This window comes from Micromonospora sp. CNZ285 (assembly GCF_004637285.1).
In genome coordinates, this window is sequence record NZ_SPQD01000001.1 from 1123871 (window position 1) to 1148365 (window position 24495).

The 24495-nt window shown below is 75.1% G+C and carries 21 protein-coding genes; 17 read left to right on the forward strand and 4 right to left on the reverse strand.

The window, feature by feature from the left end; genetic code table 11:
- Positions 1-38: 38 nt before the first annotated feature.
- The gene (locus CLT75_RS04995; protein ID WP_135239699.1) at positions 39-1004 is read right to left on the reverse strand and encodes an FAD-dependent oxidoreductase; all 966 of its coding nucleotides are present in this window, start codon (positions 1002-1004) and stop codon (positions 39-41) included.
- On the reverse strand, positions 1001-2671 hold the full coding sequence (locus tag CLT75_RS05000; protein WP_135239700.1) for an AMP-binding protein: 1671 nt from the start codon (positions 2669-2671) through the stop codon (positions 1001-1003). The genes CLT75_RS04995 and CLT75_RS05000 overlap by 4 nt, the downstream gene beginning before the upstream one ends.
- Before the next feature lie 226 nt (positions 2672-2897).
- On the opposite strand from CLT75_RS05000, the gene CLT75_RS05005 reads away from it, so the two are divergent.
- The 16 genes from CLT75_RS05005 to CLT75_RS05080 all read left to right on the forward strand — a co-directional run bounded on the left by CLT75_RS05005 (position 2898) and on the right by CLT75_RS05080 (position 19916).
- Positions 2898-4577 carry a carbamoyltransferase N-terminal domain-containing protein gene (locus CLT75_RS05005; protein WP_135239701.1) on the forward strand — a complete coding sequence of 560 codons (1680 nt, stop codon included), beginning with the start codon at positions 2898-2900 and terminating at the stop codon, positions 4575-4577.
- 77 nt (positions 4578-4654) lie between these two features.
- On the forward strand, positions 4655-4945 hold the full coding sequence (locus tag CLT75_RS05010) for a phosphopantetheine-binding protein (protein ID WP_209310268.1): 291 nt from the start codon (positions 4655-4657) through the stop codon (positions 4943-4945).
- A gap of 52 nt (positions 4946-4997) precedes the next feature.
- Positions 4998-6701, forward strand: a complete 1704-nt coding sequence (locus CLT75_RS05015) for a carbamoyltransferase N-terminal domain-containing protein (RefSeq protein ID WP_135239702.1) — start codon at positions 4998-5000, stop codon at positions 6699-6701.
- Positions 6702-6703: 2 nt separating this feature from the next.
- Positions 6704-7726: a methyltransferase gene (locus CLT75_RS05020; protein ID WP_135239703.1), complete on the forward strand. Its 1023-nt coding sequence runs from the start codon at positions 6704-6706 to the stop codon at positions 7724-7726.
- Positions 7723-8472 (forward strand): 3-oxoacyl-[acyl-carrier-protein] reductase, encoded by a 750-nt coding sequence (fabG, locus tag CLT75_RS05025; RefSeq protein ID WP_135239704.1) that lies wholly within the window; start codon positions 7723-7725, stop codon positions 8470-8472. The genes CLT75_RS05020 and fabG overlap by 4 nt, the downstream gene beginning before the upstream one ends.
- 49 nt (positions 8473-8521) lie before the next feature.
- Complete coding sequence (locus CLT75_RS05030) at positions 8522-8776, forward strand: acyl carrier protein (RefSeq protein WP_135239705.1); 255 nt, start codon at positions 8522-8524, stop codon at positions 8774-8776.
- 4 nt (positions 8777-8780) lie between these two features.
- Positions 8781-9998 (forward strand): beta-ketoacyl-[acyl-carrier-protein] synthase family protein, encoded by a 1218-nt coding sequence (locus CLT75_RS05035; protein ID WP_135239706.1) that lies wholly within the window; start codon positions 8781-8783, stop codon positions 9996-9998.
- Positions 9995-11068 (forward strand): beta-ketoacyl synthase N-terminal-like domain-containing protein, encoded by a 1074-nt coding sequence (locus CLT75_RS05040; RefSeq protein ID WP_135239707.1) that lies wholly within the window; start codon positions 9995-9997, stop codon positions 11066-11068. Before CLT75_RS05035 ends, CLT75_RS05040 begins: the two co-directional genes overlap by 4 nt.
- Complete coding sequence (locus tag CLT75_RS05045) at positions 11065-11874, forward strand: alpha/beta fold hydrolase (protein WP_135239708.1); 810 nt, start codon at positions 11065-11067, stop codon at positions 11872-11874. Before CLT75_RS05040 ends, CLT75_RS05045 begins: the two co-directional genes overlap by 4 nt.
- Positions 11871-12569, forward strand: coding sequence for a DsbA family protein (locus CLT75_RS05050; protein ID WP_135239709.1), 699 nt, complete (start codon positions 11871-11873; stop codon positions 12567-12569). The genes CLT75_RS05045 and CLT75_RS05050 overlap by 4 nt, the downstream gene beginning before the upstream one ends.
- The gene (locus CLT75_RS05055) at positions 12566-13789 is read left to right on the forward strand and encodes a cytochrome P450 (RefSeq protein ID WP_135239710.1); all 1224 of its coding nucleotides are present in this window, start codon (positions 12566-12568) and stop codon (positions 13787-13789) included. The genes CLT75_RS05050 and CLT75_RS05055 overlap by 4 nt, the downstream gene beginning before the upstream one ends.
- Positions 13786-14934, forward strand: a complete 1149-nt coding sequence (locus CLT75_RS05060) for a steroid 3-ketoacyl-CoA thiolase (RefSeq protein WP_135239711.1) — start codon at positions 13786-13788, stop codon at positions 14932-14934. The genes CLT75_RS05055 and CLT75_RS05060 overlap by 4 nt, the downstream gene beginning before the upstream one ends.
- Before the next feature lie 46 nt (positions 14935-14980).
- On the forward strand, positions 14981-15916 hold the full coding sequence (locus CLT75_RS05065; protein ID WP_135239712.1) for a TIGR03560 family F420-dependent LLM class oxidoreductase: 936 nt from the start codon (positions 14981-14983) through the stop codon (positions 15914-15916).
- Positions 15917-15964: 48 nt separating this feature from the next.
- Complete coding sequence (locus CLT75_RS05070; protein ID WP_135239713.1) at positions 15965-17134, forward strand: acyl-CoA dehydrogenase family protein; 1170 nt, start codon at positions 15965-15967, stop codon at positions 17132-17134.
- Positions 17122-19536: an alpha-L-rhamnosidase-related protein gene (locus tag CLT75_RS05075; RefSeq protein ID WP_135239714.1), complete on the forward strand. Its 2415-nt coding sequence runs from the start codon at positions 17122-17124 to the stop codon at positions 19534-19536. Before CLT75_RS05070 ends, CLT75_RS05075 begins: the two co-directional genes overlap by 13 nt.
- Positions 19533-19916 carry a hypothetical protein gene (locus CLT75_RS05080; RefSeq protein ID WP_135239715.1) on the forward strand — a complete coding sequence of 128 codons (384 nt, stop codon included), beginning with the start codon at positions 19533-19535 and terminating at the stop codon, positions 19914-19916. Before CLT75_RS05075 ends, CLT75_RS05080 begins: the two co-directional genes overlap by 4 nt.
- Here CLT75_RS05080 and CLT75_RS05085 read toward each other — a convergent pair.
- Positions 19910-21367: an amidase gene (locus tag CLT75_RS05085; protein ID WP_135239716.1), complete on the reverse strand. Its 1458-nt coding sequence runs from the start codon at positions 21365-21367 to the stop codon at positions 19910-19912. The two genes, CLT75_RS05080 and CLT75_RS05085, sit on opposite strands and share 7 nt — an antisense overlap.
- 267 nt (positions 21368-21634) lie before the next feature.
- On the opposite strand from CLT75_RS05085, the gene CLT75_RS05090 reads away from it, so the two are divergent.
- Positions 21635-23014: a cytochrome P450 gene (locus CLT75_RS05090; RefSeq protein ID WP_135239717.1), complete on the forward strand. Its 1380-nt coding sequence runs from the start codon at positions 21635-21637 to the stop codon at positions 23012-23014.
- 152 nt (positions 23015-23166) lie between these two features.
- Here the strand turns inward: CLT75_RS05090 and CLT75_RS05095 are convergent, their stop codons facing one another.
- On the reverse strand, positions 23167-24468 hold the full coding sequence (locus CLT75_RS05095) for a condensation domain-containing protein (RefSeq protein WP_135239718.1): 1302 nt from the start codon (positions 24466-24468) through the stop codon (positions 23167-23169).
- Positions 24469-24495 lie beyond the last annotated feature (27 nt).

A 24495-nucleotide genomic window follows, 5' to 3' on the forward strand; every position in this document is an offset into this window, starting at 1 on the left:
GTGTCCCTCCGGTCAGGCCGGCGCCCGGCGGCGCCGGCTCACTCGTCAGGCCGGTCGGTGGTCCCGCCGCCCTGCGCCAGCGCGGCGGCGTCGCGGGCGCATCCCCACGAGAGCATGACGCCGTTCCCCGCGTGGCCGTAGTTGTGCACGACGAGCGCGTCCCCCCGGCGCTCGGCCTCCACCCGCGGGGCCGGGCGGCCGGGGCGCAGCCCGACGGTGTGCGCGAGCACCTCGGCGCCGGCCAGGGCCGGCTCGATCGCGGCGCACCGCGCGACGATGTCCCGCTCCTCGTCCGGGTCGGGCGTGGTGTCGTCGCTGCGCCGCTGCGCGCCGCCGAGCACCACGTGGTCGCCGTGCGGGAAGATCGACGCCCAGGTGGGCGTCATCGGCGCCTCCAGGAAGAACCGCTCGATCCCCGGGTTGCGCACCACGATCTTCGGGCCGCGCACCGGATACAGCTCGTCATCGCCGGTCAGCGCCCGGGCGGCCAGCCCGGTGCAGTTGACCACCACCGGCGCCACAGTCGCCGCCTCGTCGAGCGAGGCCACCGGCTCGGTGCGCAGCTCGCCGCCGGCGTCCAGGAAGCGCTGCTGGAGGTACGCGAGGTAGACGGGCATGTCGACGAGCGGCAGCCGGACGGTGAACGCGGTGCCGAAGCCCGCCGGGCGCTCGTGCTCGTCCAGCGGCCGGAAACCCGGGGTCTGCTCCACGAACGGCGGGGTGGCACCGGCGGGCCGGGCGGCGAGTACGCCCTCGCGCAGCGTCACGCCCGGCATCGGCTCGTCGCGCAGCACCCGCAGCGTCTCGTCGGTCCAGGTGCGCTGCGGGTCGTCCGGCGGTGACAGGTTCGGGCCGACCAGCGCCGAGGCCTGCATCGAGGTCGTCCGCGCGGGCGGTTCCGCGGTACGGATCAGCACCCGCGCGCCTCCCTCGGCCAGCCGGATGCCGGTGCTGAGACCGGTGACACCGGAACCGAGGACGACGACGTCCGGACGTGCGGTCATGAAGGATCCTCCGAGTGTGCGGCGGCTGCGGTCAGCTGTCCTGTCAGGAAGATTCTCCACAGCTCACGCCGCTTCGGCTTGCCACTCGTGGTTCGCGGGATGGTCCCGACGCCGGCCCGGACGAACACCAGGTCGGCGCCCTCGGTCACCCGGCCGACGAGCCCCTGCGCCGCCTCCAGCCGCAGCGGATCGGCCTGCTCGACCACCACCACCGCGGTCGGCCGGTCCCCGCGCATGCCCAGCAGGACGGTCTGCCGGTGACGCGGCAGGCCGGCCGACTCCAGCGCCGCCTCCACGTCCTCGGCCAGCAGCGTACGGCCGCGCACCTTCACGCTGTCGCCGATGCGGCCCAGCACGAACAGCTCGCCGTCGTGCAGGAACCCGGCGTCGCCGGTGACCAGCGGCCCGTCCCGGCGGCCGGTGTCGGCGTCCGGCGGCTCGTTGTGGTAGCCGTCGGTGAGGCAGGGACCGTCCACCACGATCTCGCCGACGTGGTCCTCCGGTAGTTCCCGGCCGTCCCGGTCCACGACGGTGACCCGGATCCCGTCCAGCGGGCGGCCGGAGCCGACGAGCGCGCCACCTGTCTCCGGCGCCAGCGGCACCGGCCCGTCGAGCACCACCCGCCGCGGGTCCAGCGGCACCGACGTCCACATCTCGTCCAGCGGCAGACCGGTGACGGCGAGTGTCGCCTCGGCCAGCCCGTACGCGGGCAGGATGGCGCGCGGGTCCAGCCCGTACGGGGCCAGCAGCCGCACGAAGCGCTCCACCGCGCCGGTGCCGACCCGCTCGGCGCCGACGATGACCGCCCGCCAGGCGGAGAAGTCCATGCCGTCCAGGTCCTGCGGGCGTACCTTGCGCGCGACGTGTTCCAGCCCGAACGTCGGCATCGCGGTGAGCCGCGCGCCGTGGACGCCGAAGCAGCGCAGGTAGCGCAGCGGGGACCGGACGAACTGCTCGGGGGAGAGCAGCCACAGGTCGCTCTGCCGCACCACCGGCGTGATGAGGCAGCCGATCAGCCCCATGTCGTGGTGCATCGGCAGCCACGACGCGGTCGGATCCTCCGGCCGCATCCGCAGCCACCGCGCGATGGCGGCCACGTTGGCCTCCAGCGCCGGCACCGGCACCCGGACCCCGCGCGGCGCCCGGGTCGAGCCGGAGGTGAACTGGAGCATCGCCAGCTCGGCCGGGGCCCAGCCCGGCCACGGGCCCGGGTCGGCGGTGGCGATCACGTCGTCGTCGACCCGCACCGGCACCGGCGGCGGCACCAGCCCGGCGAGCTGCCCGGCCAGCGCAGCGGACGTCACCACCATGCGCGGGGCGGCCCGGCCGACCAGGTGGGCCAGCGCCCGCGCGTACCCGGTCAGGTCCTGGCCGAACGCGGGCGGCGCGGTCGGCACCGGCACCGCGCCGGCGACCATCGCGCCGAAGTAGAGCTGGATGAACCGGGGCCCGGTGGGCTCCACGATCACCACCGTGTCGCCGTCGGCGGTCCCGGCCGAGCGCAGCCCGGCGGCGACCCGGCGGGCGCCCTCGGCGAGCCGCTCGTAGCTCCACTCGTCCCACCCGTCGCCGGGCCCGGCGAAGCGGACCGCCGCGTCCGGGCGCGGCCGGTGCACCCAGTCGGTCAGCGGCGAGCCTGCCGGCGCGGCGCGATCCTGTCCGTCCATCGGGGACCTCCTGGGCACGGGTGGGCGGAGCGTAACGCGGTGCCACGCGACGGCGGCAGGCCCGCGCGAGCCGGCCGGCGGGCACGCTTGCGGCGCCGGCCGGCCCGGCGCGAGCATGCGCTCGACGTGTGACGTGGGCGCGATGTCCCTGGCACGCCTGCCCGGTCAGGTGCGGGCAACTGGGCATTCTGCCCAGTTGAACGGACCCGGCGAGGAGGCTGCGAAGGTGCCTGGACGATCCCTGATCTGCGGACTGAAGGTCACGCACGACGGCGCGGTGGCCGTGATCGACGACGGTCGGCTGCTGTTCTCCACCGAGGCGGAGAAGCTCGACAACCACAACCGCCACTCGGAACTGCACGACATCGACGTGATCCACGACGAGCTGCGCCGGCACGGCCTGTCGGCGGGCGAGCTGACCGGCGTGGCAGTCGACGGCTGGGCCCGGGACCGGGACGGCACCTCGTACGTGTGGCTGCTCGACGGCGCGCGCCCGCACCCGCTGGACGTGGCCGGCTACGAGGACCCGGTGACCGACGCGGCGCGGCCCCTGGACGCGCGGCACGGCCCGCTGCCGCAGCGGTTCGGCCCGGCCGGTTTCGCCAGCTACACCCACGCCACCGGGCACCTGTTCGCCAGCTACAGCACCAGCCCGTTCGCGCAGCGCGGCGAGGCGGCGCTCGGCCTGGTCTGGGACGGCGGGATGCCGCCCTTCCTCTACCTGGTCGAACCGGACGGACCCCGGGTACGCGGCGTCGGCCGGGTCAACGAGTTCATCGGCGGCCTGTACCCGATCTTCGCCTCGCACTTCGACCCGTTCCGGGTCGACCGGCGCAGCGCCGACCCGGACCGCCGGTTCGGGATGGAGGCGCTGCTCCCGGTCTCCGGCAAGGCGATGGCGTACGCCGGGCTGGGCAAACCGGTGGAGGCGGTGATCGACGTGATGGGCGCCGTCACCGCGCAGTTCGGCGCGGTCGACACGCCGATGCGCTCGTTCCAGTGGAGCCAGCGGGTGCTCCAGCTCGCCCGGGGCCTCGGCGCCACCGACGCCGAGCTGCTCGCCTCGTTCCAGGAGTACCTGTTCCGGGCCCTGGTCACCGGCATGGTGGCGATGCTCGACCGGCACCCGGAGCTGCGGGCGCTGCCGCTGTGCCTGTCCGGCGGCTGCGCGCTGAACATCAAGTGGAACTCCGGCCTGCGGAGCAGCGGGCACTTCCCGCGGGTGTGGGTGCCGCCGTTCCCCAACGACGCCGGCTCGGCGATCGGCGCCGCGTGCGCCGAGATGGCCCGCACGACCGGCCGTACCGGTCTTCAGTGGAGCGAGTTCGCCGGGCCGGAGCTGCGCTGGGACGGCGTGGTGCCGCCGGGCTGGACGTCGCGGCCGTGCCCGGTCGAGGACCTGGCCGCGCTGCTGCACGAGCGCGGCGAGGTGGTCGTCGTGCTCACCGGGCGGGCCGAGCTGGGCCCGCGCGCGCTCGGGCACCGCAGCCTCATCGCGCCCGCCACCAGCCGGGACATGCAGCAGCGGCTCAACGAGATCAAGGGCCGGGAGTGGTACCGGCCGGTGGCGCCGATCTGCCTGGAGGAGCGGGCGCCGGAGGTGTTCGCGCCCGGCACCCGCGACCCGTACATGCTCTTCGACCACGACGTCCGGGCCGGCTGGGTGGAACGCATCCCGGCGGTGGTGCACGTCGACGGCAGCGCCCGGCTGCAGACCGTCGACGCCGGTAACCGGGTGGTCCACGACCTGCTACGCGCCTACGAGCGCCTCAGCGGCGTACCGGTGCTCTGCAACACCAGCGCGAACCTGCCGGGACGCGGCTTCTTCCCCGACCCGGGCACCGCCATGTCCTGGGGCCGCACCCGGTACGTGTGGTCCGACGACGTGCTCTACGAGCGTCTCTGAACCCGCCTCCGGAGGGTGTCCGCGGTCGAGTCCGCGCACGCTTCCGGGGGCGCTCGGGGCGGGGTTACGGTGCCCCCGTGCCGATTCCGAATGAGCAGCAGACGCGGAAGCGGGTGCGGGAGCTGGTCCTCGAACTGGCCCCCAACCCGGAGAAGGGCGACCAGGACGAGGTGCTCCTCGTCGAGGACCTGGAGTACCACTCCCTGGCCCTCCTGGAGCTCGCCTTCGCCCTGGAGGACGAGTTCGACCTGCCGCCGATCGACGAGCAGAGCGTGCAGAACATCCGTACCGCCGCCGACATCGAGAACCACGTGGTGCGGCAGCTGGAGAGCAAGGAAGCCGAGCCGCTGGCCGCCACGACGGAGTGACGGTCCACCACGGACCGTGCGAGCGCTGGCAACGATCGGTGGAGGTGCGGACTTGTCCGAGCACGACGAGGTCATCTGCGGGCTGAAACTGACCCACGACGGCGCGCACGCCCTCATCCGGGGCGACCGTCTGCTCTGGTCGGTCGAGGAGGAGAAGGTCGGCAACCGCCGCCGCCACGCCCGCCTCACCGACCTGAGCGGCGTGGTGGCCGAGCTGGAGCGCCACGGCCTGGGCATCGGCGACATCGACGCGATAAGCGTCGACGGCTGGGTGCAGTCCGGCGACGGACGGACCGCGGCGGAGATCGAGCTGCCCGACGGCGGGCGGCAGATGATCGACCTGGCCGGCTACGCGGTCATCGCCGAGCCCGGCAACCCGCTGCCGGCCCACCCGCGCACCACCGGCAGCGGCCTGCCGCTGGGCTCGAAGACCTTCGACTACTCCAGCTACCCGCACGCCACCGGCCACGCGTTCGCCGGTTACAGCACCAGCCCGTACGCGGCGGCGGACCGGGCCGCGCTGATCCTGGTGTGGGACGGCGGCATGCCCGCCACCCTCTACCGGTTCGACCCGGCCACGCCCGCGCTGCACTCGCTCGGCGTGGTGGTCCCGATCGTCGGTGCCCTCTACCCGATCTTCGCCTCGCTGTTCCCGCCGTTCGGCGTCCCCGCCGACGAGCGCCGCCGGCTCGGCGGGCTGGGCGACTTCGCCCAGCTGGAGGCGCTGCTTCCGGTCTCCGGCAAGGCGATGGCGTACGCCTCACTGGCCCCGGCCAGCGAGGAGGCGATCACGGTGATGACCGAGCTGGCCGAGTCGATGCTGCCGATCGGCATCACCGGCGCGTTCCTCTGGAGTCACCAGGCCCGGCGCCGGCTCGCGCCGCTGCGGCTCTCGGACGCGGCGATCCTCGCCTCGTTCCAGGAGTTCCTGTTCCGGCTGCTGCTGCGCGGGCTGCGTACCGGCCCGGGCGCCGCATACGTGCGGGCCGGCGAGCCGCTCTGCCTGTCCGGCGGCTGCGCGCTGAACATCAAGTGGAACTCCGGGCTGCGCGCCAGCGGCGACTTCAGCGACGTGTGGGTGCCACCGTTCCCGAACGACGCCGGCTCGGCCATCGGCACCGCCTGCGCGGAGCTGTTCCGCCGCACCGGCCGCGCCGCGCTGCGCTGGTCGGTGTTCGACGGCCCGGACCTCGTCGACTCGCCGGTCCCGCCCGGCTGGACCGGCCGCCCGTGCAGCGTCGCCGAACTCGCCGAGCTGCTGCACCGCACCGGCGAGCCGGTCGTGGTGGTCGACGGCCGGGCCGAGCTGGGCCCGCGCGCCCTCGGCCACCGCAGCATCATCGCCCCGGCGCACGACCCGGCGATGAAGGACCGGCTCAACGAGATCAAGCTGCGCGAGTCGTACCGGCCGGTGGCGCCGATCTGCCTGGAGGAGCGGGCGCCGGAGGTGTTCGACCCCGGCACACCCGACCCGTACATGCTCTTCGAGCACCACATCCGGCCCGGGTGGCGGGACCGGGTGCCGGCGGTGGTGCACGCCGACGGCAGCGCCCGGCTGCAGACCGTCGGCCCGGCCCATCCGCTGCTGTTCGAACTGCTCACCGCGTACGAGCGGCACTCCGGCATCCCGGTGCTCTGCAACACCAGCGCCAACCACCCCGGACGCGGCTTCTTCCCCGACGCCGCCTCCGCGATGCGCTGGGGCGGCGTGCCGCGGGTCTGGTCGCGGGGCCGGCTGTACACGGCGGACCGCTGACCATGGTCGCCCGTCGCGCCGACATCTCGGCGATGCTCGAGATGCTCCCGCCGTTCGCCGTGCGGGTCGCCGCCACACTGCGGCTGTCCGACCACATCGCCGACGGTCACACCGGGCTCAAGGCGCTCGCCCGGGCCGGCGGCGCCGACCCGGACGCGCTCGGCCGGCTCCTGCGCTACCTGGTCCAGCTCGGCCTCTACACCGAACCCGAGCCGGGCACGTACGCGGTCACCCCGGCCGGCCGGATGCTCGCCACCGCCCACCCGTCGGGCCTGCGGGCCTGGCTGGACCTGGACGGGCCGGGCGGGCGGATGGACCTGGCGCTGGCCGGGCTGCTGCACGCGGTGCGCACCGGCGAACCCGGGTACGACCGGGTCCACGGCCGCTCCTTCTGGGACGACCTGGCCGCCGACCCGGCCCGCGGTGACGCCTTCGACGCGCTGATGGCCGGCAAGTCCCGGCGCGTCGCCGCCGACCTGGCCGCCGTGGTGCCGTGGGACGGCACCCGGCACCTGGTCGACGTGGGCGGCGGTCGCGGCGCCACGATGATCGCCGTCCTGGGCGCCCACCCGGGTCTGCGCGGCACCGTGTTCGACCTGCCCGGACCGGCTGCCGGGGCGCGCGCCGCGGTGCGGGAGGCGGGCCTGGCCGACCGGTGCGAGGTGGTCGCCGGCAGCTTCCTCGACGCCGTGCCCGAGGGCGACACCCACCTGCTGTTCGACATCCTGCACGACTGGGACGACGCGACCGCCGCGGCGATCCTGCGCCGCTGCGCCGCGGTGAGCCGCCGGGTGCTCGTGGTGGAGGACATCCCGGCCGGCGAACCGGACCGGTGGTCGGTCGCCGCCGACCTGAAGATGCTCACCCTCTTCGCCGGCCGCCAGCGCACCGCCGCGCAACTGGCGGCGCTGGGGGCGGTGGCCGGCCTGCGGGCCGTGCACCCGACCGCGCCGGTGGCACTGCCGGGCGGGTTCGCCTACGTCGAGTTCCGGCCGGGCGCCGGGGAAGGGGGTACGCCGGCATGAGCGGCTCCGAGTCCGCCGGGCACGTCCTGGTCACCGGCGCCTCCCGGGGCATCGGCCGCGCCGTCGCGGTGCACCTGGCCGGTCTGGGCTACGACGTCACCGGCTGCTACCGGCGCGACGGCGAGGACGCCGAGGCGGCCGAGGCGGAGGTCGCCGCCCACGGCGTGCGCTGCCTGTTCCAGTCCTGCGACGTGTCCGACCCGGACGCCGTCGAGGAGCTGGTGGCGCTGGCGGAGAAGAAGATCGGCCCGCTGACCGGGCTGGTCAACAACGCCGGCATCACCCGGGACGCCCCGGCCGTGCTCATGCGCGCCGACCAGTGGCGGGACGTGCTGGACGTCAACCTCACCGGCACCTGGAACCTGTGCCGCACCGTCGGGTTCCGCTTCCTCAAGCGGCGGGCCGGCGACATCGTCAACATCTCCTCGGTCGCCGGTGTCTACGGCAACGCCGGTCAGACCAACTACGCGGCGGCGAAGGCCGGCATCATCGGCCTGACCCGCTCGCTGGCCAAGGAGATGGCGCCCTACGGGTCGCGGGCCAACGTGGTCGCGCCCGGGTTCATCGACACCGACATGACCTCGGCGCTGTCGTCGAAGTCGCGCGCCAAGGCGCTCGCCGCCATCCCGCTGCGGCGCTTCGGCGTACCGGACGACGTGGCGCCGCTGGTGGCCTTCCTGCTGTCGCCCGCCGCGTCGTACATCACCGCCCAGGTCTTCCACGTCGACGGCGGGATCGTCCTGTGACGCCCGTGCCGTGCCCCACCGACCGTCGTACCAGGAGAGGAACAGTGTCATGTCGGACAAGCAAACCCACCTCGAGGAGCTGCGCGAGCTGGTCGCGGAGGTGCTCGAGGTCGAGCCGTCGGAGCTGACGGACACCGCCGACTTCCAGGACGAGTACGAGGCCGACTCGCTGCGGGCGATCGAGATGCTGGCGCGGATCGAGAAGCGCTACAAGGTGGAGATCCCGCAGCGGGAGCTGGCCGGGATGGAGAACCTCAAGGCGGTGTACGAGATCACCGCCACCTACGCGGGCTGGGACAGCTAGTGCGATGAACCGTGTCGTGATCACCGGCGTCGGGCCGGTCTCCAACATCGGCATCGGGGCCCGCGCCTTCGAGCAGGGGCTGCGCGAGGGGCGCGTGGGCGTCGGGCCGATCCGTAGCTTCGACACCACCGGTTTCCCGCGCACCATGGCCGGTGAGGTCCGCGACTTCGTCCCGGCGGAACTGCTGCGCCGGCTCGACGTCGCGGCGTGGGGCCGCTCGTCCCTGTTCGCGGCCGCCGCCGCCCGGCTCGCGGTGCGCGACGCCGGCCTGGACGCGGCACTCGACGCCGGTGCGCTGGCACCGGACCGGGTCGGCGTGGTGGTCGGCACCACCAGCGGCGAGTCGAAGCTGACCGAGGAGTTCGGCCGGCGGGTGGTCGACGCCGGGTTCGCCGCCGTGGAGCCGGCGCTGCTGGCGGGGTTGCCGGCCGGGCGGCTGGCCTTCGCCGTCAACGAGGAGCTGGGCGTGACGGGTGAGTCGGTGACGCTGGCGACCGCCTGTTCGGCGAGCAACTACGCCATCGGCTACGCGTACGACGCGATCGCCGCCGGCGACGCCGAGGTGATGCTCACCGGCGGCGCCGACTCGGTGTGCCGGTGGGCGCACGCGGGGTTCGTGCGGCTCGGTGCCGTCGCCGAGACCGCCTGCGCGCCGTTCGACCTGAACCGCTCCGGCATGGTCACCGCGGAGGGCGGCGCGATGCTGGTGCTGGAGTCCGCCGACCACGCCGCCGCGCGGGGCGCCCGGCCCTACGCCGAGGTGCTCGGCTACGCGCTGAACTGCGACGCCAGCCACATGGTCGCGCCGAACGCGGCGACCATCGCCGCGTGCATGCGCCTGGCCTTCGACAACGCCGGGATCAGCCCGTCGGACGTCGACTACGTCTGCGCGCACGGCACCGGCACCGCCGCCAACGACGCCACCGAGGCGGAGGCGCTGTTCGAGGCGTTCGACGGGAAGGTGCCGCCGGTCAGCTCGATCAAGTCGATGCTCGGCCACACCATGGGCGCGGCCAGCGCGTTCGGCGCGATCGCGTCCGCCGTCGCCATCGCCAGGGGGTTCCTGCCGCCGACGGTGAACTGGGCGTCGCCGGACCCGGCCATGTCGTGGCTCGACCCGATCCCGAACCGGGCCCGCCCCGCGCCGGTACGGGTGGCCCAGAACAACGGCTTCGCGTTCGGCGGCAACAACGCCATCGTCCTGCTCGGGGCGCCGTCGTGACCGCGCTGACGATCGCCGGCTGGGGCGTCGTGGGCCCGGCCGCGGACAGCCCGGAGGCGTTCGCCACGGCGCTCGGCGCCGCGCCGCAGCCGGTGCCGGTCACCGGCATGTACGCCGACGAACTGCCCGACGCGCGGGCGCACGCCCTGGTCGGCTTCGACGTGAAGGCGCACCTGCGCCGCCGCGGCACCGCCTTCTTCGACCGGCGCACCTCGCTGACTGTGGTCGCCTGCGGCCGGGCCATCGAGGACGCCGGGCTGGTGGTCACCGACGACAACCGGGACCGGATCGGCATCGTCACCGGCACCACCGCCGGCAGCGTCAAGTCGAGCGTGGACTACGCGGCGGAGACGTTCACCCAGCAGCCGCCGTACCTGGTGAACCCGGCGCTGTTCCCGAACACCGTGATGAACTGCGCGGCCGGTCAGTCGGCCATCTGGTACAAGCTGCACGGGCCGAACGCCACCGTCGCCGGAGGGCCGCTGGCGTTCCTGACCGGGCTGCGCTACAGCGCGAACCTGTTCCGCCGGGGCCGTGCCGACGTGCTGCTGGCCTCCACGGTGGAGGAGTTCACCCCGCACGCCGCCTGGACCGTGCGGCGTACCGGCGGGACCGTCGCCGGGGAGGGCGGCGCCGCGTTCGTGTTGCGCCGCGAACCGGACGGGCCGGCCGACGGCGCCGTCCTCGCCGTGCGGGTCGGCTTCTGCCCGGCCGGGCAGTCCCGGCCCGCCGCGCTCTCCGCACTCGTCCGGGCCACGCTGGCCGAGGCCGGCGTGGACGGCGCGGACGTGACCACTGTCGCCTGCGGCCGGCGTGGCGACGCGCGCGACGACGCCGAGGTCTGGGCGGCGGTGGACGACGGGCTCGGCGGGCGCTCGCCGGCCGAGCGGCTGCACGTCGACGACGTGGTCGGGGACTGCCAGGCGGCGACCGGGGCCTGGGAACTGGCCGCGGTGCTCGCCCGGCACCGCGCCGACCCGAGCCGCGACGGCGCGTACTCGCTGCTCGTGGCGCGGACGCCGGAGGGCGGCGTCGGCGCCGCGGTGGTCCGGGGCCGGAGCCGGCGATGATCCCACCGCGACTGCACGGCCTCACCGCCGACGACCGGGACGCCACTGCGGCCGACGGCGACGGCCCGGTCGCGGTGTTCGTGCACGGCATGGAGGACGACTGCCGGGGCTGGACCGCGCTCGCCCGCAGCCTCGGCCCGCAGTGGCGGACGCTGGCGATGTGCGTGCCCTGGCACGCCGGCAACGACTACTCCTGGCGGTACGCCGGGCGGCCGGGGGAGTGGGTGGCGGCCGGGCTGTCGAAGCTGCCCGCGCCACCGACCGTCCTGGTCGGGCACTCCTTCGGCGCCAACGCGATCCTGGAGCTGCTGGCCACCAGCCCGCAGCCGCCGGCCCGCTCGGCGGTGCTGACCACGCCGTTCTACCGGCCGCACGACGCGCCGGTGACCTGGCGCGCGTTCGACAGGTCGCGGCGGATCTTCCAGCGCCAGATCAGCGACGGGCTGCGCTCGCGGCTGACCGCCCGCAAGACGTCCCTGGAACCCGACATCCTCGAATCGATGCTCGAACGGGCGTGGGAGCGCACCGGCCCGAGCGCGTTCCTGGCGGTCTTCGAGCAGTACCTGGCCAGCGGCCACCTGCCGGTGCAGACGGTGGAGATCCCGGTGCTGGTGGTCGGCGGCGAACGCGACCCCGGGCTCAACCGGGACCACCTGCGGGCGCTCACCGACCGGCTGCCGCTGGGCCTGCTCGCCTGCGAACCCGACTACGACCACTTCTGCCACCGGCGACACGCCCACCGGCTCGGCCGGTCGATCGACCGGTTCGCCCGGTACGGCACCGACGCGGAGAGGCCGGCCCGATGACACCGACGACACAGCCGCGCGTGCACTTCTCCTTCCGCAGCCCGTTCAGCTGGCTGGCGATAACCGTCCTGCGCCGGCGGGTGCCGGACCTGGACGACCGGGTCACCTTCGTGCCGTTCTGGAACCCGGACGCGGTCACCGAGGCGGCGCTGCGGGAGCGTGGCGCGGAACTGCACTACGCCCAGATGAGCAAGGCGAAGCACCTCTACATCCTGCACGACACCAAACGGCAGGCCGCCCGCGTCGGCGTGCCGATGCGCTGGCCGATCGACGACGACCCGTGGTGGGAGCTGCCGCACCTGGCCTGGCTGCGGGCCCGCCGCGCGGGCCGGGCCCGGCAGTTCTACGAGGCGGCGTGCGCGGCACGCTGGGAGCGCGGCGAGGACATCTGCACCGTCGAGGCGGTCGAGCGCATCGCCCGGGAGGCCGGGCTCGACCCCGGACCGGCGGCCCGGGCCACCGACGACCCGCGGATCCGGGCCGAGGCGGTCGACTGCCTGGAACAGGCGTACCACGACGACATCTTCGGCATCCCGTACTTCCGGATCGGCCGGCACCGGTTCTGGGGCCTGGACCGGGTGGACGACTTCGTCGCCGAGCTGGAACACCCCACCCCGGTGCGGCGGGCCGCGCCGGCCGGCGCGGCCCGGCGGATCGGGGCGTACGACACCGACACGGCGGGAGGCTGCGGATGACCGCGAGCGCACGGGAGTCGGCGCGACTGTTCGACCCGTTCGACCCCGCCGTCCTGGCCGACCCGTACCCGGCCTACGCGCGGCTGCGCGACCACGACCCGGTCAGCTACCTGCCCGAGTACGACGTGTGGATGGTGACCCGGTACGACGACGTGGTCGCCATCGCCCGCGACCCGGCCCGGTTCTCCTCGAAGATCGGCATGAGCCCGGACTTCGCGGTCGCCGGTGGCCCGCAGACCGGCGTCAGCTACCGCATCGGCGCGCCGTCGGTGCGGGTGCTCATCGCCACCGATCCGCCCGAGCACCAGATCTTCCGGCGCGCCGTGGCGGGCGCCTTCACCCCCGCCTCGGTGACCGCGGCGACGCCCCGGATCCGCGCGCTGGCCCGCGAACGCGTACGGGTGCTGCGGGAACGCAGCGAGGCCGGGTGCGGCGACTTCTTCACCGACCTGGCCGAGCCGCTGCCGGTGCTCGTGCTCGCCGACCTGCTCGGCGTGCCGGCGGACATGCACGAGGAGTTCCGGGACTGGTCCACAGTCATCACCAAGGACCTCGACCAGGCGTCCGGGCCGCCCCGGGTGGGCCGGGGGATCGAGATGTTCCGCTACTTCAGCCGTCAGCTCCGCCGCGCCACGCCGGGCCGGGCCAACCTGTTCGACGCGATCGCCACCGCCCGCTCCGCCGGGGTGTCCGAGCAGGAACTGCTGGCGTTCTGCGCGTTCCTGCTCGTCGCCGGCATCGAGACCACCACGAACCTGCTGACCAACCTGATGGCCGCGCTGCTGCGCTTCCCCGGGCTGCAGGACCGCATCCGCGACGACCCGGGCCTGGTGCCGACCGCCGTGGACGAGGCGATCCGCTACGACACCCCCGTCCAGGCGCTGTGGCGGGGCACCCGCGAGCCGGTGGAGCTGCACGGCCGTACGCTGCCCGCCGACGCCCGGGTGCTGCTGGTCTGGGGCGCGGCCAACCGAGACGGCCGCCGGTTCGACCAGCCGGACGAGTTCCGGCCGGACCGCCGCCCCAACGACCACGTCGGCTTCGGCGCGGGCCCGCACTTCTGCCTCGGCGCGCGGCTGGCCACCGCCGAGGTCGCGGCGGTGCTGCACGAGCTGTTCGCCGCCGCGATCCGGGTGGAGCCGGCCGGGGAGCCGGTGCTGACCCGCAGCCTGGTGCTGCGCGGCCGGACCAGCCTGCCGGTGCGGTTGGTGCCCCGGTGACCCCGCCCGACCGCGACCCGGTCGTCGTCGAGGCGGTCCGCACCCCGATCGGCCGCCGCCGGGGCGCGCTCAGTGGCGTCCACGCCGCGGTCCTGCTGCGCCACGTGCTGCTGGCCGTGCTGGAGCGCACCGGCGTCGCACCCGCAGACGTCGACCAGATCATCGGCGGCTGCGTGACCCAGGTCGGCGAGCAGGGCCTCAACGTGACCCGCAACGCGTGGCTGTCCACCGGCCTGGACCACCGGGTCGCGGCCACCACAGTGGACGTGAGCTGCGGCTCGGCCCAGCAGGCCAACCACCTGGTCGCAGCGCTCATCCACGCCGGGGCCATCGACGTCGGCATCGCCTGCGGGGTGGAGTCGATGAGCCGGGTGCCGGTGGGCAGCAACTTCACCGGCGCGGCCGACTTCCGCACCGAGGACTACCCGTGGGACGACCCGCCCCGGCTGCAGTTCGGCGGGGCCGAGCGGATCGCCGCACGGCAGGGACTCACCCGTGACCAGCTCGACGCGTACGGCCTGCGTTCGCAGCGGCGGGGGGCTGCGGCCTGGGCCGCCGGGCACTTCGACCGCGAGGTCGTGCCGGTGCCGGTGCCCGGCGGCCCACCGGTCGCCGTCGACGAAGGGCTGCGCGCCTCCACCCCGGAAGGGCTGGCCGCGCTGCGCCCCACGGTCGACGGCGGCCTGCACACCGCCGGCACCACCTCGCAGGTCTCCGACGGCGCCGCGGCGGTGCTGTGGATGTCGGCCGGCCGGGCCCGGGCGCTCGGCCTGCCGGCCCGCGCCCGGCTGACCCACCAGGTGGTGACCGGCGCCGACCCGTACTACCTGCTCGACGGCCCGGTGGAGGCCACCGGCCGGATCCTCGCCCGCGCCGGCATGAGCCTCGGCGACATCGACAGGTACGAGGTCAACGAGGCGTTCGCCGCCGTGGTGCTGTCCTGGGCCGGGCGCCTCGGCGCGGACCTGGACCGGGTCAACGTCAACGGCGGGGCCATCGCGCTCGGGCACCCGATGGGCGCCACCGGCGCACGGCTGATCACCACCGCGCTGCACGAGCTGGAACGCACCGGCACGGAGCTGGCCCTGATCACCATGTGCTGCGGCGGCTCGCAGGGCACCGCCTCGATCCTGCAGCGCTGCTGACGGGCACACACGTACCCGGCCGGACCGCAGTGGAGGGAGCACCAGGATGCGGATGGGAGTGTTCGTCGGCGACTTCACCGGTCCCGGCGGGACGGCGGCGCTGGGCGAGCGGCTCGCCGCGTTCGCCGTACGGGCCGAGCGGGCCGGCGCGGCGAGCCTCTGGCTCAACGACCACCTCTTCCAGATCCCCATGTTCGGCGGCGAGGACGACCCGGTGCCGGAGTCCTGGACGGCGCTGGCGTTCGTCGCGGCCCGGACCAGCCGGATCGAGCTGGGCACGCTCACCACCTCGGCGACGTACCGGCACCCGGGCGTGCTGCTCAAGACCGTCGCCACGCTGGACGTGCTCAGCGGCGGGCGGGCCTGGCTCGGCATCGGGCCGCCCTGGCACGAGCGGGAGCAGCGGGACATGGGCATCCCGGTCGGCTCGTGGCCGGAGCGCTTCGCCCGGCTGGAGGAGATCCTGCGGCTGACCCGGCAGGTGTGGGACGGCGACACCGCCCCGTTCGCCGGCGAGCACTACCGGCTCGACCGGCCCCGGCTGTGCCCGCCGCCGCTGCGCCGCCCGCCGATCCTGGTCGGCGGCGCGCACGAGCGGCGGGTGCTGCGGCTCGTGGCCCGCTACGCCGACGCCTGCAACCTGTTCGAGGCGGGCGGGCTGCCGATGCTGCGGCTCAAGCTGGACCTGCTGCGGCGCAACTGCGAGCAGGCCGGCCGCCCCTACGACGACATCCTGCGGACCACGTTCGGCGCGCTGCGCGCCGAGGACGTGGCCGACCCGCGGGCGGCGCACCGGAGGTTCCAGGACCTCGCGGAACTCGGCGTCGACCTGGCCGTCGTGGACCTGGGCGCGGACGCCGACGAGCGCCGGTTCGAGCTGTTCGCGGCGCTGGCCGAGGCGGTCGCGCCGCTCGGCCGCACCCAGCCGGCCGCTGTGCCGGCGCACATCGTTGTTCCGGCCGTACCGGCGTTGGCAGACTGACCCGGCGACGGCCGATCCGCACGCGTGTCGAATGTGGAGGAACGTCAAATGACCTCGACCACCCCCGTGACGATCGACGCCCTCAAGGCGGCCCGGGAACTGGCGCCGACGATCGCGGACCGGGCCGCCGAAGGCGAACGCCTCGGCTGCGTACCCCCCGATCTGCTGGACCGGATCTCCCGGGCCGGGCTGATCGACCTGATGCTGCCGCAGGCGTTCGGCGGCCTCGAACTCGACCCGATGGCCGTGGTGGACGTCATCACCGAGCTGTCCCGCGCGGACGGCTCGGTCGGCTTCACCATCCTCAGCCTCAACGCCACGTTCTTCGTCGCCTGGCTGGAGCCGGACGTCGCCCGCTCGGTGCTCGCCGACCGGCCACGCGCCATCGCCACCGTGTTCGCGCCGCTGGGCAAGGCGACGCCGGATCCCGGCGGCGGGCTGGTCGTGGACGGCCGCTGGCCGTTCAACAGCGGCTGCCGCAACGCCTCCTGGTTCGCCAACGGCGTGATGGTGATGGACGGCGACAAGCCGGCCGTCGTCCCGCCCGGGCGCCCCGACTGGCGGCTGGTCTTCGTCCCGGCCGCGGACGTCGAGGTGCTCGACACCTGGGACGTCGCCGGGTTGCGGGGCACCGGCAGCAACGACGTGCGCATGAGCGGCGTACGGGTGCCGCCGGAGTACACCGCGAACCCGATCTTCGAGTCGGCCAAGCTGGACGGGACCATCTTCCGCTGGTCCTTCTTCGCGCTCATGGGCGTGCTGTTCGCCGGCTTCCCGCTGGGCATCGCCAGGCGCGCGATCGACGAGTTCGTCACCGTGGCCCCGCACAAGTCGCGGGGCAGCCGCCCGCTGGCCGAGGAGCAGTCGGTCCAGCTGACCGTCGCGCGGGCCGAGGGGCAGTTGCGCTCCGCGCACGCGTACGTGCAGGACACGCTGGGCCGGGCGTGGGACCGTACGCTCGCCGGCGACGAGATGACCATGGACGACCGGGTCGCGGTGCGGCTGGCCACCGGCAACGCCATGCGCGCCGGGACCGCCGCCGTCGACTCGATCTTCCGGCTGGCCGGGGGCAGCGCCCTCTACAACCGGTCGCCGCTGCAACGGTGCTGGCGCGACATCAACGCCGGCAGTCACCACGGCTACTTCTCCGAGTACCACGAGACCCGCGTGGGCCGGGCGCTGCTCGGCGTGCCGGTGCCGGACCCATGGATGATGTGACGACGGACGGGCGCCGCCCGTGGACCGGCCGGTGGATCTGGTGCCAGGACACCGGCATCCGCCGCACCGGCGAGTTCCAGAGCATCCCGGAGGTCGACGAGCGGGTCCACGACCGGCGGGTGCTGTTCCGGCGCGAGTTCACGCTCGACCGGGTGCCCGGGCGGGCGCCGATGCGGATCACCGCCGACTCCCGGTACGTGCTGTGGGTCAACGGCGTGGAACTGGCCCGCGGCCCGGCCCGCAGCCATCCCCGCCGCCTGCTCCACGACACCGTCGACGTGGCCGCGGCGCTGCGTCCCGGCGTCAACGTCGTCGGGGTGCTGGTGCGCTTCTACGGCGAGCCGACCGCCTGGTGGATGCCGGCGGTACCGACGTTCAGCCACGGCGCCGGGGTGCTCGTCGCCGAGGTCGACCTGCCCGGCGGCGTCCTCGGCACCGACCGGACCTGGCGCTGCCGGGTGAGTGACGCGTGGACGCGCCAGCGCCCGTCCGGTCTCGGCCAGGCCCGCCCGGAGGTGCTCGACGGCCGCCGGCTCGACCCGGACTGGCTGCGGCCCGGCCACCCGGACGAGGGCTGGTCCGCGCCCCGCATGGTCACCGCGCTACACCTCGGGGGCATCGGCCGGGCGGTCCCGCCCACCGACCCGTACGGGCCGATGCCGCCGCGTGTCACCGCGCCGCCGGCCGTGACGCCGAGGATCCCGTCCGCGCTGCGGCGGCACCGGCCCGGCACGCCCGGTGAGCCGGCGACGCTGCCGCTGACCGTCGACCTGGACGCCGGATCGCCGGAGGTGCTCACCGCCGACTTCGGCCGGGTCGTCGCCGGCACGCTGGCGCTGCGGCTGACCGGCCCGGCCGGCGTGGTCGCAGACGGCTCGCTCGGCGAACGCCTGGACGGCGAGGGCGCGCCGTCGCCGCCGAGCGCCGCGTTCTCCTACACGCTGCGCGGGCACGCCGACACGTTCGAGACCGCCGACCCGGGGGGCGGCCGGTACGCGGTGCTGCGCCTGACCGGCTCCGGCCGGGTCACGGTGGACGCCGTCACGGTGCACGAACGGCTGCGCCCACGGCCGTCCGGCCCGTTCTTCACGTGCAGCGACCCGCTGCTGGACGAGATCCACCGGGTCGGCCTGCGGACCGTCGACCTGACCGCGCAGGACGCGTACATCGACTGCCCGACCCGGGAGCAGCGCGCCTGGACCGGCGACTCGGTGGTGCACCAGGCCGTGGACCTGGTCACCAACCCGGACTGGCGGCTGGCCCGCTGGCATCCGCGCCTGGCCGCCGTCCCCGGCCCGGACGGGCTGCTGCCGATGGCGGTGGCCTGCGACTTCGAGCACCGCGCCACCACCACCATCCCGGACTGGTCGCTGCACTGGATCCGGTCGGTGCGCAACCTGTGGTGGTGGGCCGGCGACCGGGACGAGGTCGCCGCGCTGCTGCCGGTGGCCGAGGGCGTGCTGCGCTGGTTCGCCGAGTTCGCCCGCGACGGGCTGCTCACCGACGTCACCGGCTGGGTGCTGCTGGACTGGGCCAGCGTGCAGGGCCACGGCGCCGGCGCGGTGCTCAACGGGCTGTGGGGACGTGCGCTGACCGACTTCGCCGAGATGGCCGCGTGGCTCGGCGACCACGGCCGGGCCCGCTGGGCGCGCGCGCAGCACCGCCGCCTCGCCGAGGCGTACCGGATCTTCTTCGACCCCGCGCGCGGCGGCTACCGGGACTGGGCGCGCGACGGCGTGGCCGGTCCGGGCCTCAGCGACCACGCCGCCGCGGCGGCAGTCGTCGGCGGCCTCGTCCCGGCCGCGTCGCGGGCCGCGGTGCTGCGGTTCCTGCTCGCGCGGGAGGACCGGGTGACAAGCGCCTGGTCCTTCGGCGTCATGCCGCTTCGGGCCGCGATGGGCCCGCCGCCACCGGACTGGGACGTGGACCGCCAGGTGGTCGCGGCACAACCGTTCTTCCGGTACGTGGTGCACGACGCGGTCGCCGCGCTCGGCGGCGCGGAGCACGTGGCCCGGCTGTGCCGGGACTGGCGGGCGCTGCTGACGGAGGAGTCGGACACCTGGCCGGAGACCTGGTCGGGCGGCTCGCTCTGCCACGGCTGGTCCGCCACGCCGAGCCGGGACCTGCCGCTGTACACGCTGGGTGCGGGCCCGGCGGCACCCGGTTTCGCCCGGGCCCGGGTCGCGCCGCGCCTGGGTGACCTGGACTGGGCGCGCGGGGCGGTGCCGACGCCGCACGGCCCGCTCACGGTCGAGGTGGGCACGGAGGTGACGGTGGAGTCCCCGGTGCCGGTGGAGATCGACGTGGGCGGCGTCCGGCACCACCGGCCGCCCGGCCGCTGGACGGTCCCGGCGGGACGGGAACACGACCCGAACCGCCCCGGCGCCGCGGTGACGGCATGACCGGCGAACCGGCGGGCGCGCGGACGAACGGCACCCGGCTGACCGTCGCCAACGGCCGGCGTCCGGCCCTCGACGCCGCCCCGGCCGCGCGTCCCGTCCCCGTGGAGCGGGTCGACGCGCTCCTGTCCGCCGTCGCCGACCTGGTCGGACCACGCGCCGACCCGCTCGGCGACGCGCTCGCCGCGGTGCTCGACGCGGCCCGCGACCTCGTCGAGGTGGCGGCCCGGTGGCCGGCCGGCTCCACCCCGGGTGCCGAGTCGCACGAGCGCCTCCGGCAGGCCCACGGCAGCGCCCGCGCCGCGTGCAGCGTCTGCTGGTACGCGGTGGTCGAGGTCGGCGACCAGGTCCGCCGCGCGGACGGCGGCCGTCCGACTCAGTAGCCGGGCGGGGCCGTGTAGCCGCCGGTCAGCTCGTGCACCGCCGCGGCGAAGGCCAGCGTGCCCCGGTCACCCCAGCGCGGCCCGATCACCTGCACCCCGACCGGCAGCCCGGCCGCGGTGCGGCCCACCGGCACGGCGGTGGCGGGCAGCCGGGCCAGGCTCGCCAGGCTCGCCCACACCAGCTGCCCGGCGTACGGCGCCGGCCGGCCGTCCACTGTGAGCTGCCGGGCCAGCGGGGGAGCGTCGGTCTGGTGCGGGTACGCCGGAAGCGGCGCGGACGGCGTGATCACCAGGTCCACCCGCTCGAAGACCGCCTGCCACGCGGCGGCCGACCGCGCCTGCCGCTCGGCGCCGCGGTGCCAGGCCCGGTACGGCTGGGCGAGGCCCCGGGCGAGCCGCACCACCGGGCGGTCGTCGTCGGTGCGGGCCCGGCGGGCGATCCGGGCCAGCTTGGCGAAGTCGGCGTCGGAGAAGTCGGTGCTGAGCACGCCCAGCAGCAGTTCCAGGTAGATCTCGTAGGACTCGTAGAACGGCCGGGGCGGCCGGAGCCGGTCCTCGACCAGCGCGCCCGCGCCGGCCAGGCGCGCCACGAACTCCCGGAGCACCCGCAGCGTCTCCCGGTCGGTGCGCATCAGCGGGTTGTCCAGCCAGACCGCGATCCGGCAGCCGCTGATCCGCCGCGTCGCCGGGGGCGCCGGGGGCAGCGTCCCGCCCGGTACGCCGCCCGCGTCGTCGCCCACCAGCACGCCCAGCGCCAGGTCGAGGTCGGCCGGGTGCCGGGCCATCGGGCCGACCGCGCCCAGCGGCGACGTGCCGAGCGTGCCGGGCGGGCCGGGGATGTGCCCCCGGGTCGGCACCGCCGAGAAGGTCGGCAGGTGCCCGTACACGCCGCAGAAGTGGCTCGGCAGCCGGATCGACCCGGCGATGTCGCTGCCCAGCTCCAGCGGGGTGAGCCCGGCCGCGAGCGCGGCGGCGGAGCCGCCCGAGGAACCGCCCGCGGTACGCCCGGGATCCCACGGGTTACGGGTCAGCCCGTACACCGGGTTGTCGGTCTGGAAGTCGCCCGCGTACGGCGGCACGTTGGTCTTGCCCACCACGACGGCGCCGGCGGCGCGCAGCCGGGCGACCGCCTCGGCGTCGCGGTCCGGCCGGTGCCCGGCCAGCTCGGGCGCGCCCGCGGTGGTCACCAGGCCGGCGGTCTCGAACACGTCCTTCACCGTCATCGGCAGGCCGTGCAGCGGACCGCGCGGCTCCCCGGCGGCGCGTGCCCGGTCGGCGGCGGCCGCCGCCGCGAGCGCCCGGTCCCGGTCCACCGCCACCACCGCGTTCACGGCCGGGTTGAACCGCTCGATCCGGTCCAGGTGGGCCCGGACCAGGTCGGCGCTGGACACGGCGCCGGCGTCGAGGGCGCGCAGCAACGCGGTCGCGCTCACCGTGGCCAGGTCCTCCATCGCACCTCCCGGCCGCACCCGCGCCGACTGCGCCGGCCGCACGGGCTGGGTACGGTCGTGGCACCGTACCGCCCGGCCGGTCGACTGCGGACCGGTCGCAGTTGCGCGGCGTCCTGAACGCTTGTGCGGCGGCGGCGCGGCGGGCGACGCTGCCGGGGACACCGCGAGCGTGCTCCGGGCGGGCAACGGGCCTCGTTACGGGGCGGCCGCCGCAGCGTCCACGCGTGCATCCGTGGCGATCGTCGCCTGCCCACAGGGGAGACTGGCATGACTTCCGCTCCGACCAGGTCGACCACCTCGAAGACTCCACCGGGGTCGAACGCGCCGCGGTTCGTACAGACCGCGTCGTTCGTCCGGGGTCCGATCGACTACCTCGACCAGAACCACCGCAAGTACGGCGACATCTTCACGGTGTCGCTGATCGGCATGCCGCCGATCGTGTACGTCGCCAATCCGGACCTCGCCCGCCAGGTGTTCGCCACCGACCGCAGCGTCGGCAACGCCGGCCGTACCCGGCAGGACTTCCTGCAGCGGATGGTGGGCGACTACTCGATCCTGGTGCTCGACGGCGACGAGTGGCTGCGGCAACGCAAGATGATCGGGTCGGCGTTCCACACCCGCTACCTGCAGAGCTACCAGGAGGAGATCCGCCGCATCGCGGTCGAGTCGGTCGCCACCTGGCCGGTCGGCACGCCGTTCCCGGTCCGGCCAAAGATGCAGACCATCGCGCTGGACGTGCTCCTGCGCGTCGTGTTCGGCATCCGCGACCTCGAACGGGTCGCCCAGCTGCGGGAGATGCTGCCCCGGCTGACCGCGTCGGCGTCCAGCATGGAGACGCTGGCGTTCGTGCTGTCCCGCTCGGCGTGGGCCGGCATCGAGCCGATCTTCCGCAAGATCCCGGGCAGCGCGGCGGCCCGGTTCACCCAGGCGCGCGCGGACTGCGACGCGATCCTCTACGACGAGATCCGGCGGCGGCGGGCCGAGCCGGACAACGCCGAGCGCAAGGACATCATGTCCCAGCTGCTGCGCGCCGCGGACGACCAGGGCACGCCGATGACCGACCTGGAGCTGCGCGACGCGCTCATGACGCTGCTGGAAGCGGGATACGAGACGACCGCCGCGGCGATGGCCTGGGTCTTCGAGCGGCTCGTCCGTCACCCCGACGTCTACCAGCGACTGCTGGAGGAGACCAAGGACGGCGACGAGACGTACCTGGAGGCCGTCATCAAGGAGACCATGCGGACCCGGCCGATCGTGCCGGTGATGCCGCGGGCGCTGTCCGGCCCGCTGGAGATCGGCGGCTACACCGTGCCGGGCGGCTGGTGGGTCGCGCCGTCGGTGCCGCTGCTGCACGGCCGGGAGGAGTCGTTCGAGTCGCCGGAGGAGTTCCGGCCGGACCGCTTCCTCGGCGAGGACGTGCCGAAGGCGGCGTTCCTGCCGTTCGGCGGCGGCCGGCGGCACTGCCTGGGCGCGCAGTTCGCGATGATCGAGATGAAGGCGGTCATCCCCGAGGTGATCAAGCGGATGGACCTGCGCCGCCCGGACGGCGCCGGACCGGAGGCGCAGAAGACCTCGCACGTGCTGCTCACCCCGTCCGAGGGGGCGACTGTCGTGGCCGAGCCGCGTAGGCAGGCGGCGAGCGCCTGAGGCGTACCGATCGACCGGGCCGGCCCTCGACGAGGGCCGGCCCGTCCCGTGTCGGCGGTCGGCCCGGGAACGCGCCCGACGGCCCGGGGCGCGCCTGACGGCGCGACCGTGCGCCCGACGGCGCGGCCGAGGGCTCAGCGGCCGGCGGCGGCTCAGCGGCCGGCGGCGGCGACGAGGCGGCGCAGCGGCGCGTCCGGGTCGGCCAGGACGCGCCCGGCCAGCTCCGCGTAGCGGCGGACGAAGTCCTGCGCCCAGGCCGGCTCGAACTGGTCCTCCGCGTAGGACAGCCGGGCGTCGAAGCGGTCGGCGCGGGGGATGACGGTCAGGCTCAGGCCGAAGCGGCTCAGCCCCTGGCTGGGCCGGAACGTGTCGATCTCCAGCCCGTTGCGCACGGCGGTCGGCGACCAGGAGTCCGGCGCCCGGTCCGGCAGCATCTGGAAGACCACGTCGTTGACCCGGCCGCCGGCCTCGCGCAGCGCCGGCACCGGCACCGTCTGGTAGGGCACGCCCTGGTGCACGACGGCGTCCAGGACGGTACGGCGGGTCGCGGCGAGCAGGTCGCGGAACGAGCCGCCGTCGGCCAGCCGGGTGCGCAGCACCAGCATGTTGGCGAAGAAGCCGACGGTCAGCTGCACCTCCGGCCGGGTGCGGTTGGCGAACAGTGAGGCCACCGCCAGATCGTCGGCGCCGGTCTCGGTGTGCAGCAGCAGGTAGTAGAGGCCGAGCATCACCGGGAACAGCGTGGTCCGCTCGGCCTTGGCGAACGCGCGCAGCGCCGCCGCGTCCGCGTCGCCGAACTCGTGCAGCGCCAGCCCGGGGCGCGGCGCGCCCTGACCGGGGCGCCGCGCGGGCAGGTCGGGCACCCGCATCCCGTCGAGCTTGGCGGCCCAGTAGTCGTGGTCGGCGCGCAGCTGCCCGGAGGCGCTCTGCTCGTGCTGCCAGGCGGAGAACTGCCGGTACTGCCAGCCGACCGGCGCCGGCGGCGCGCCGTCACCGAGCAACGCGATCACGTCGTTGATCAGCACCCCGCAGGACCAGGCGTCGGAGACCAGGTGGTGCATGTTGGCGCAGAGCACGTGGTCGTCGGTGCCGATCCGCCAGGCGTGCCAGCGCACCGGGGCCCGCTCGACGGCGATCGGGGTGCGCAGCTCGTCGGCGTACTGCCGCTGGACCTCCGCCTCCGCGTCGGCCGGCAGCTCGGTCCACTCCACCCGGGTCGGGCCGGGCTCGTGGACGCGCTGCACGAGGTCGCGCCCGCGCCGGTGCAGCGTGGTGCGCAACGACTCGTGCCGCCGCATCAGGATGTCGACGGTGTCGGCCAGCTTGCCGGGGTCGAGCGGCCCGCGGATGCGGAAGCCGGCCGGGCAGTTGACCGACGCCGTCTCGGCTCGGTAGTGCGCCAGGAACCACATCAGCCGCTGACCGATGGAGGCCGGGATCTCCGTGTACGACATGGCGAGGAGTCTATGGGCGTATCTGCT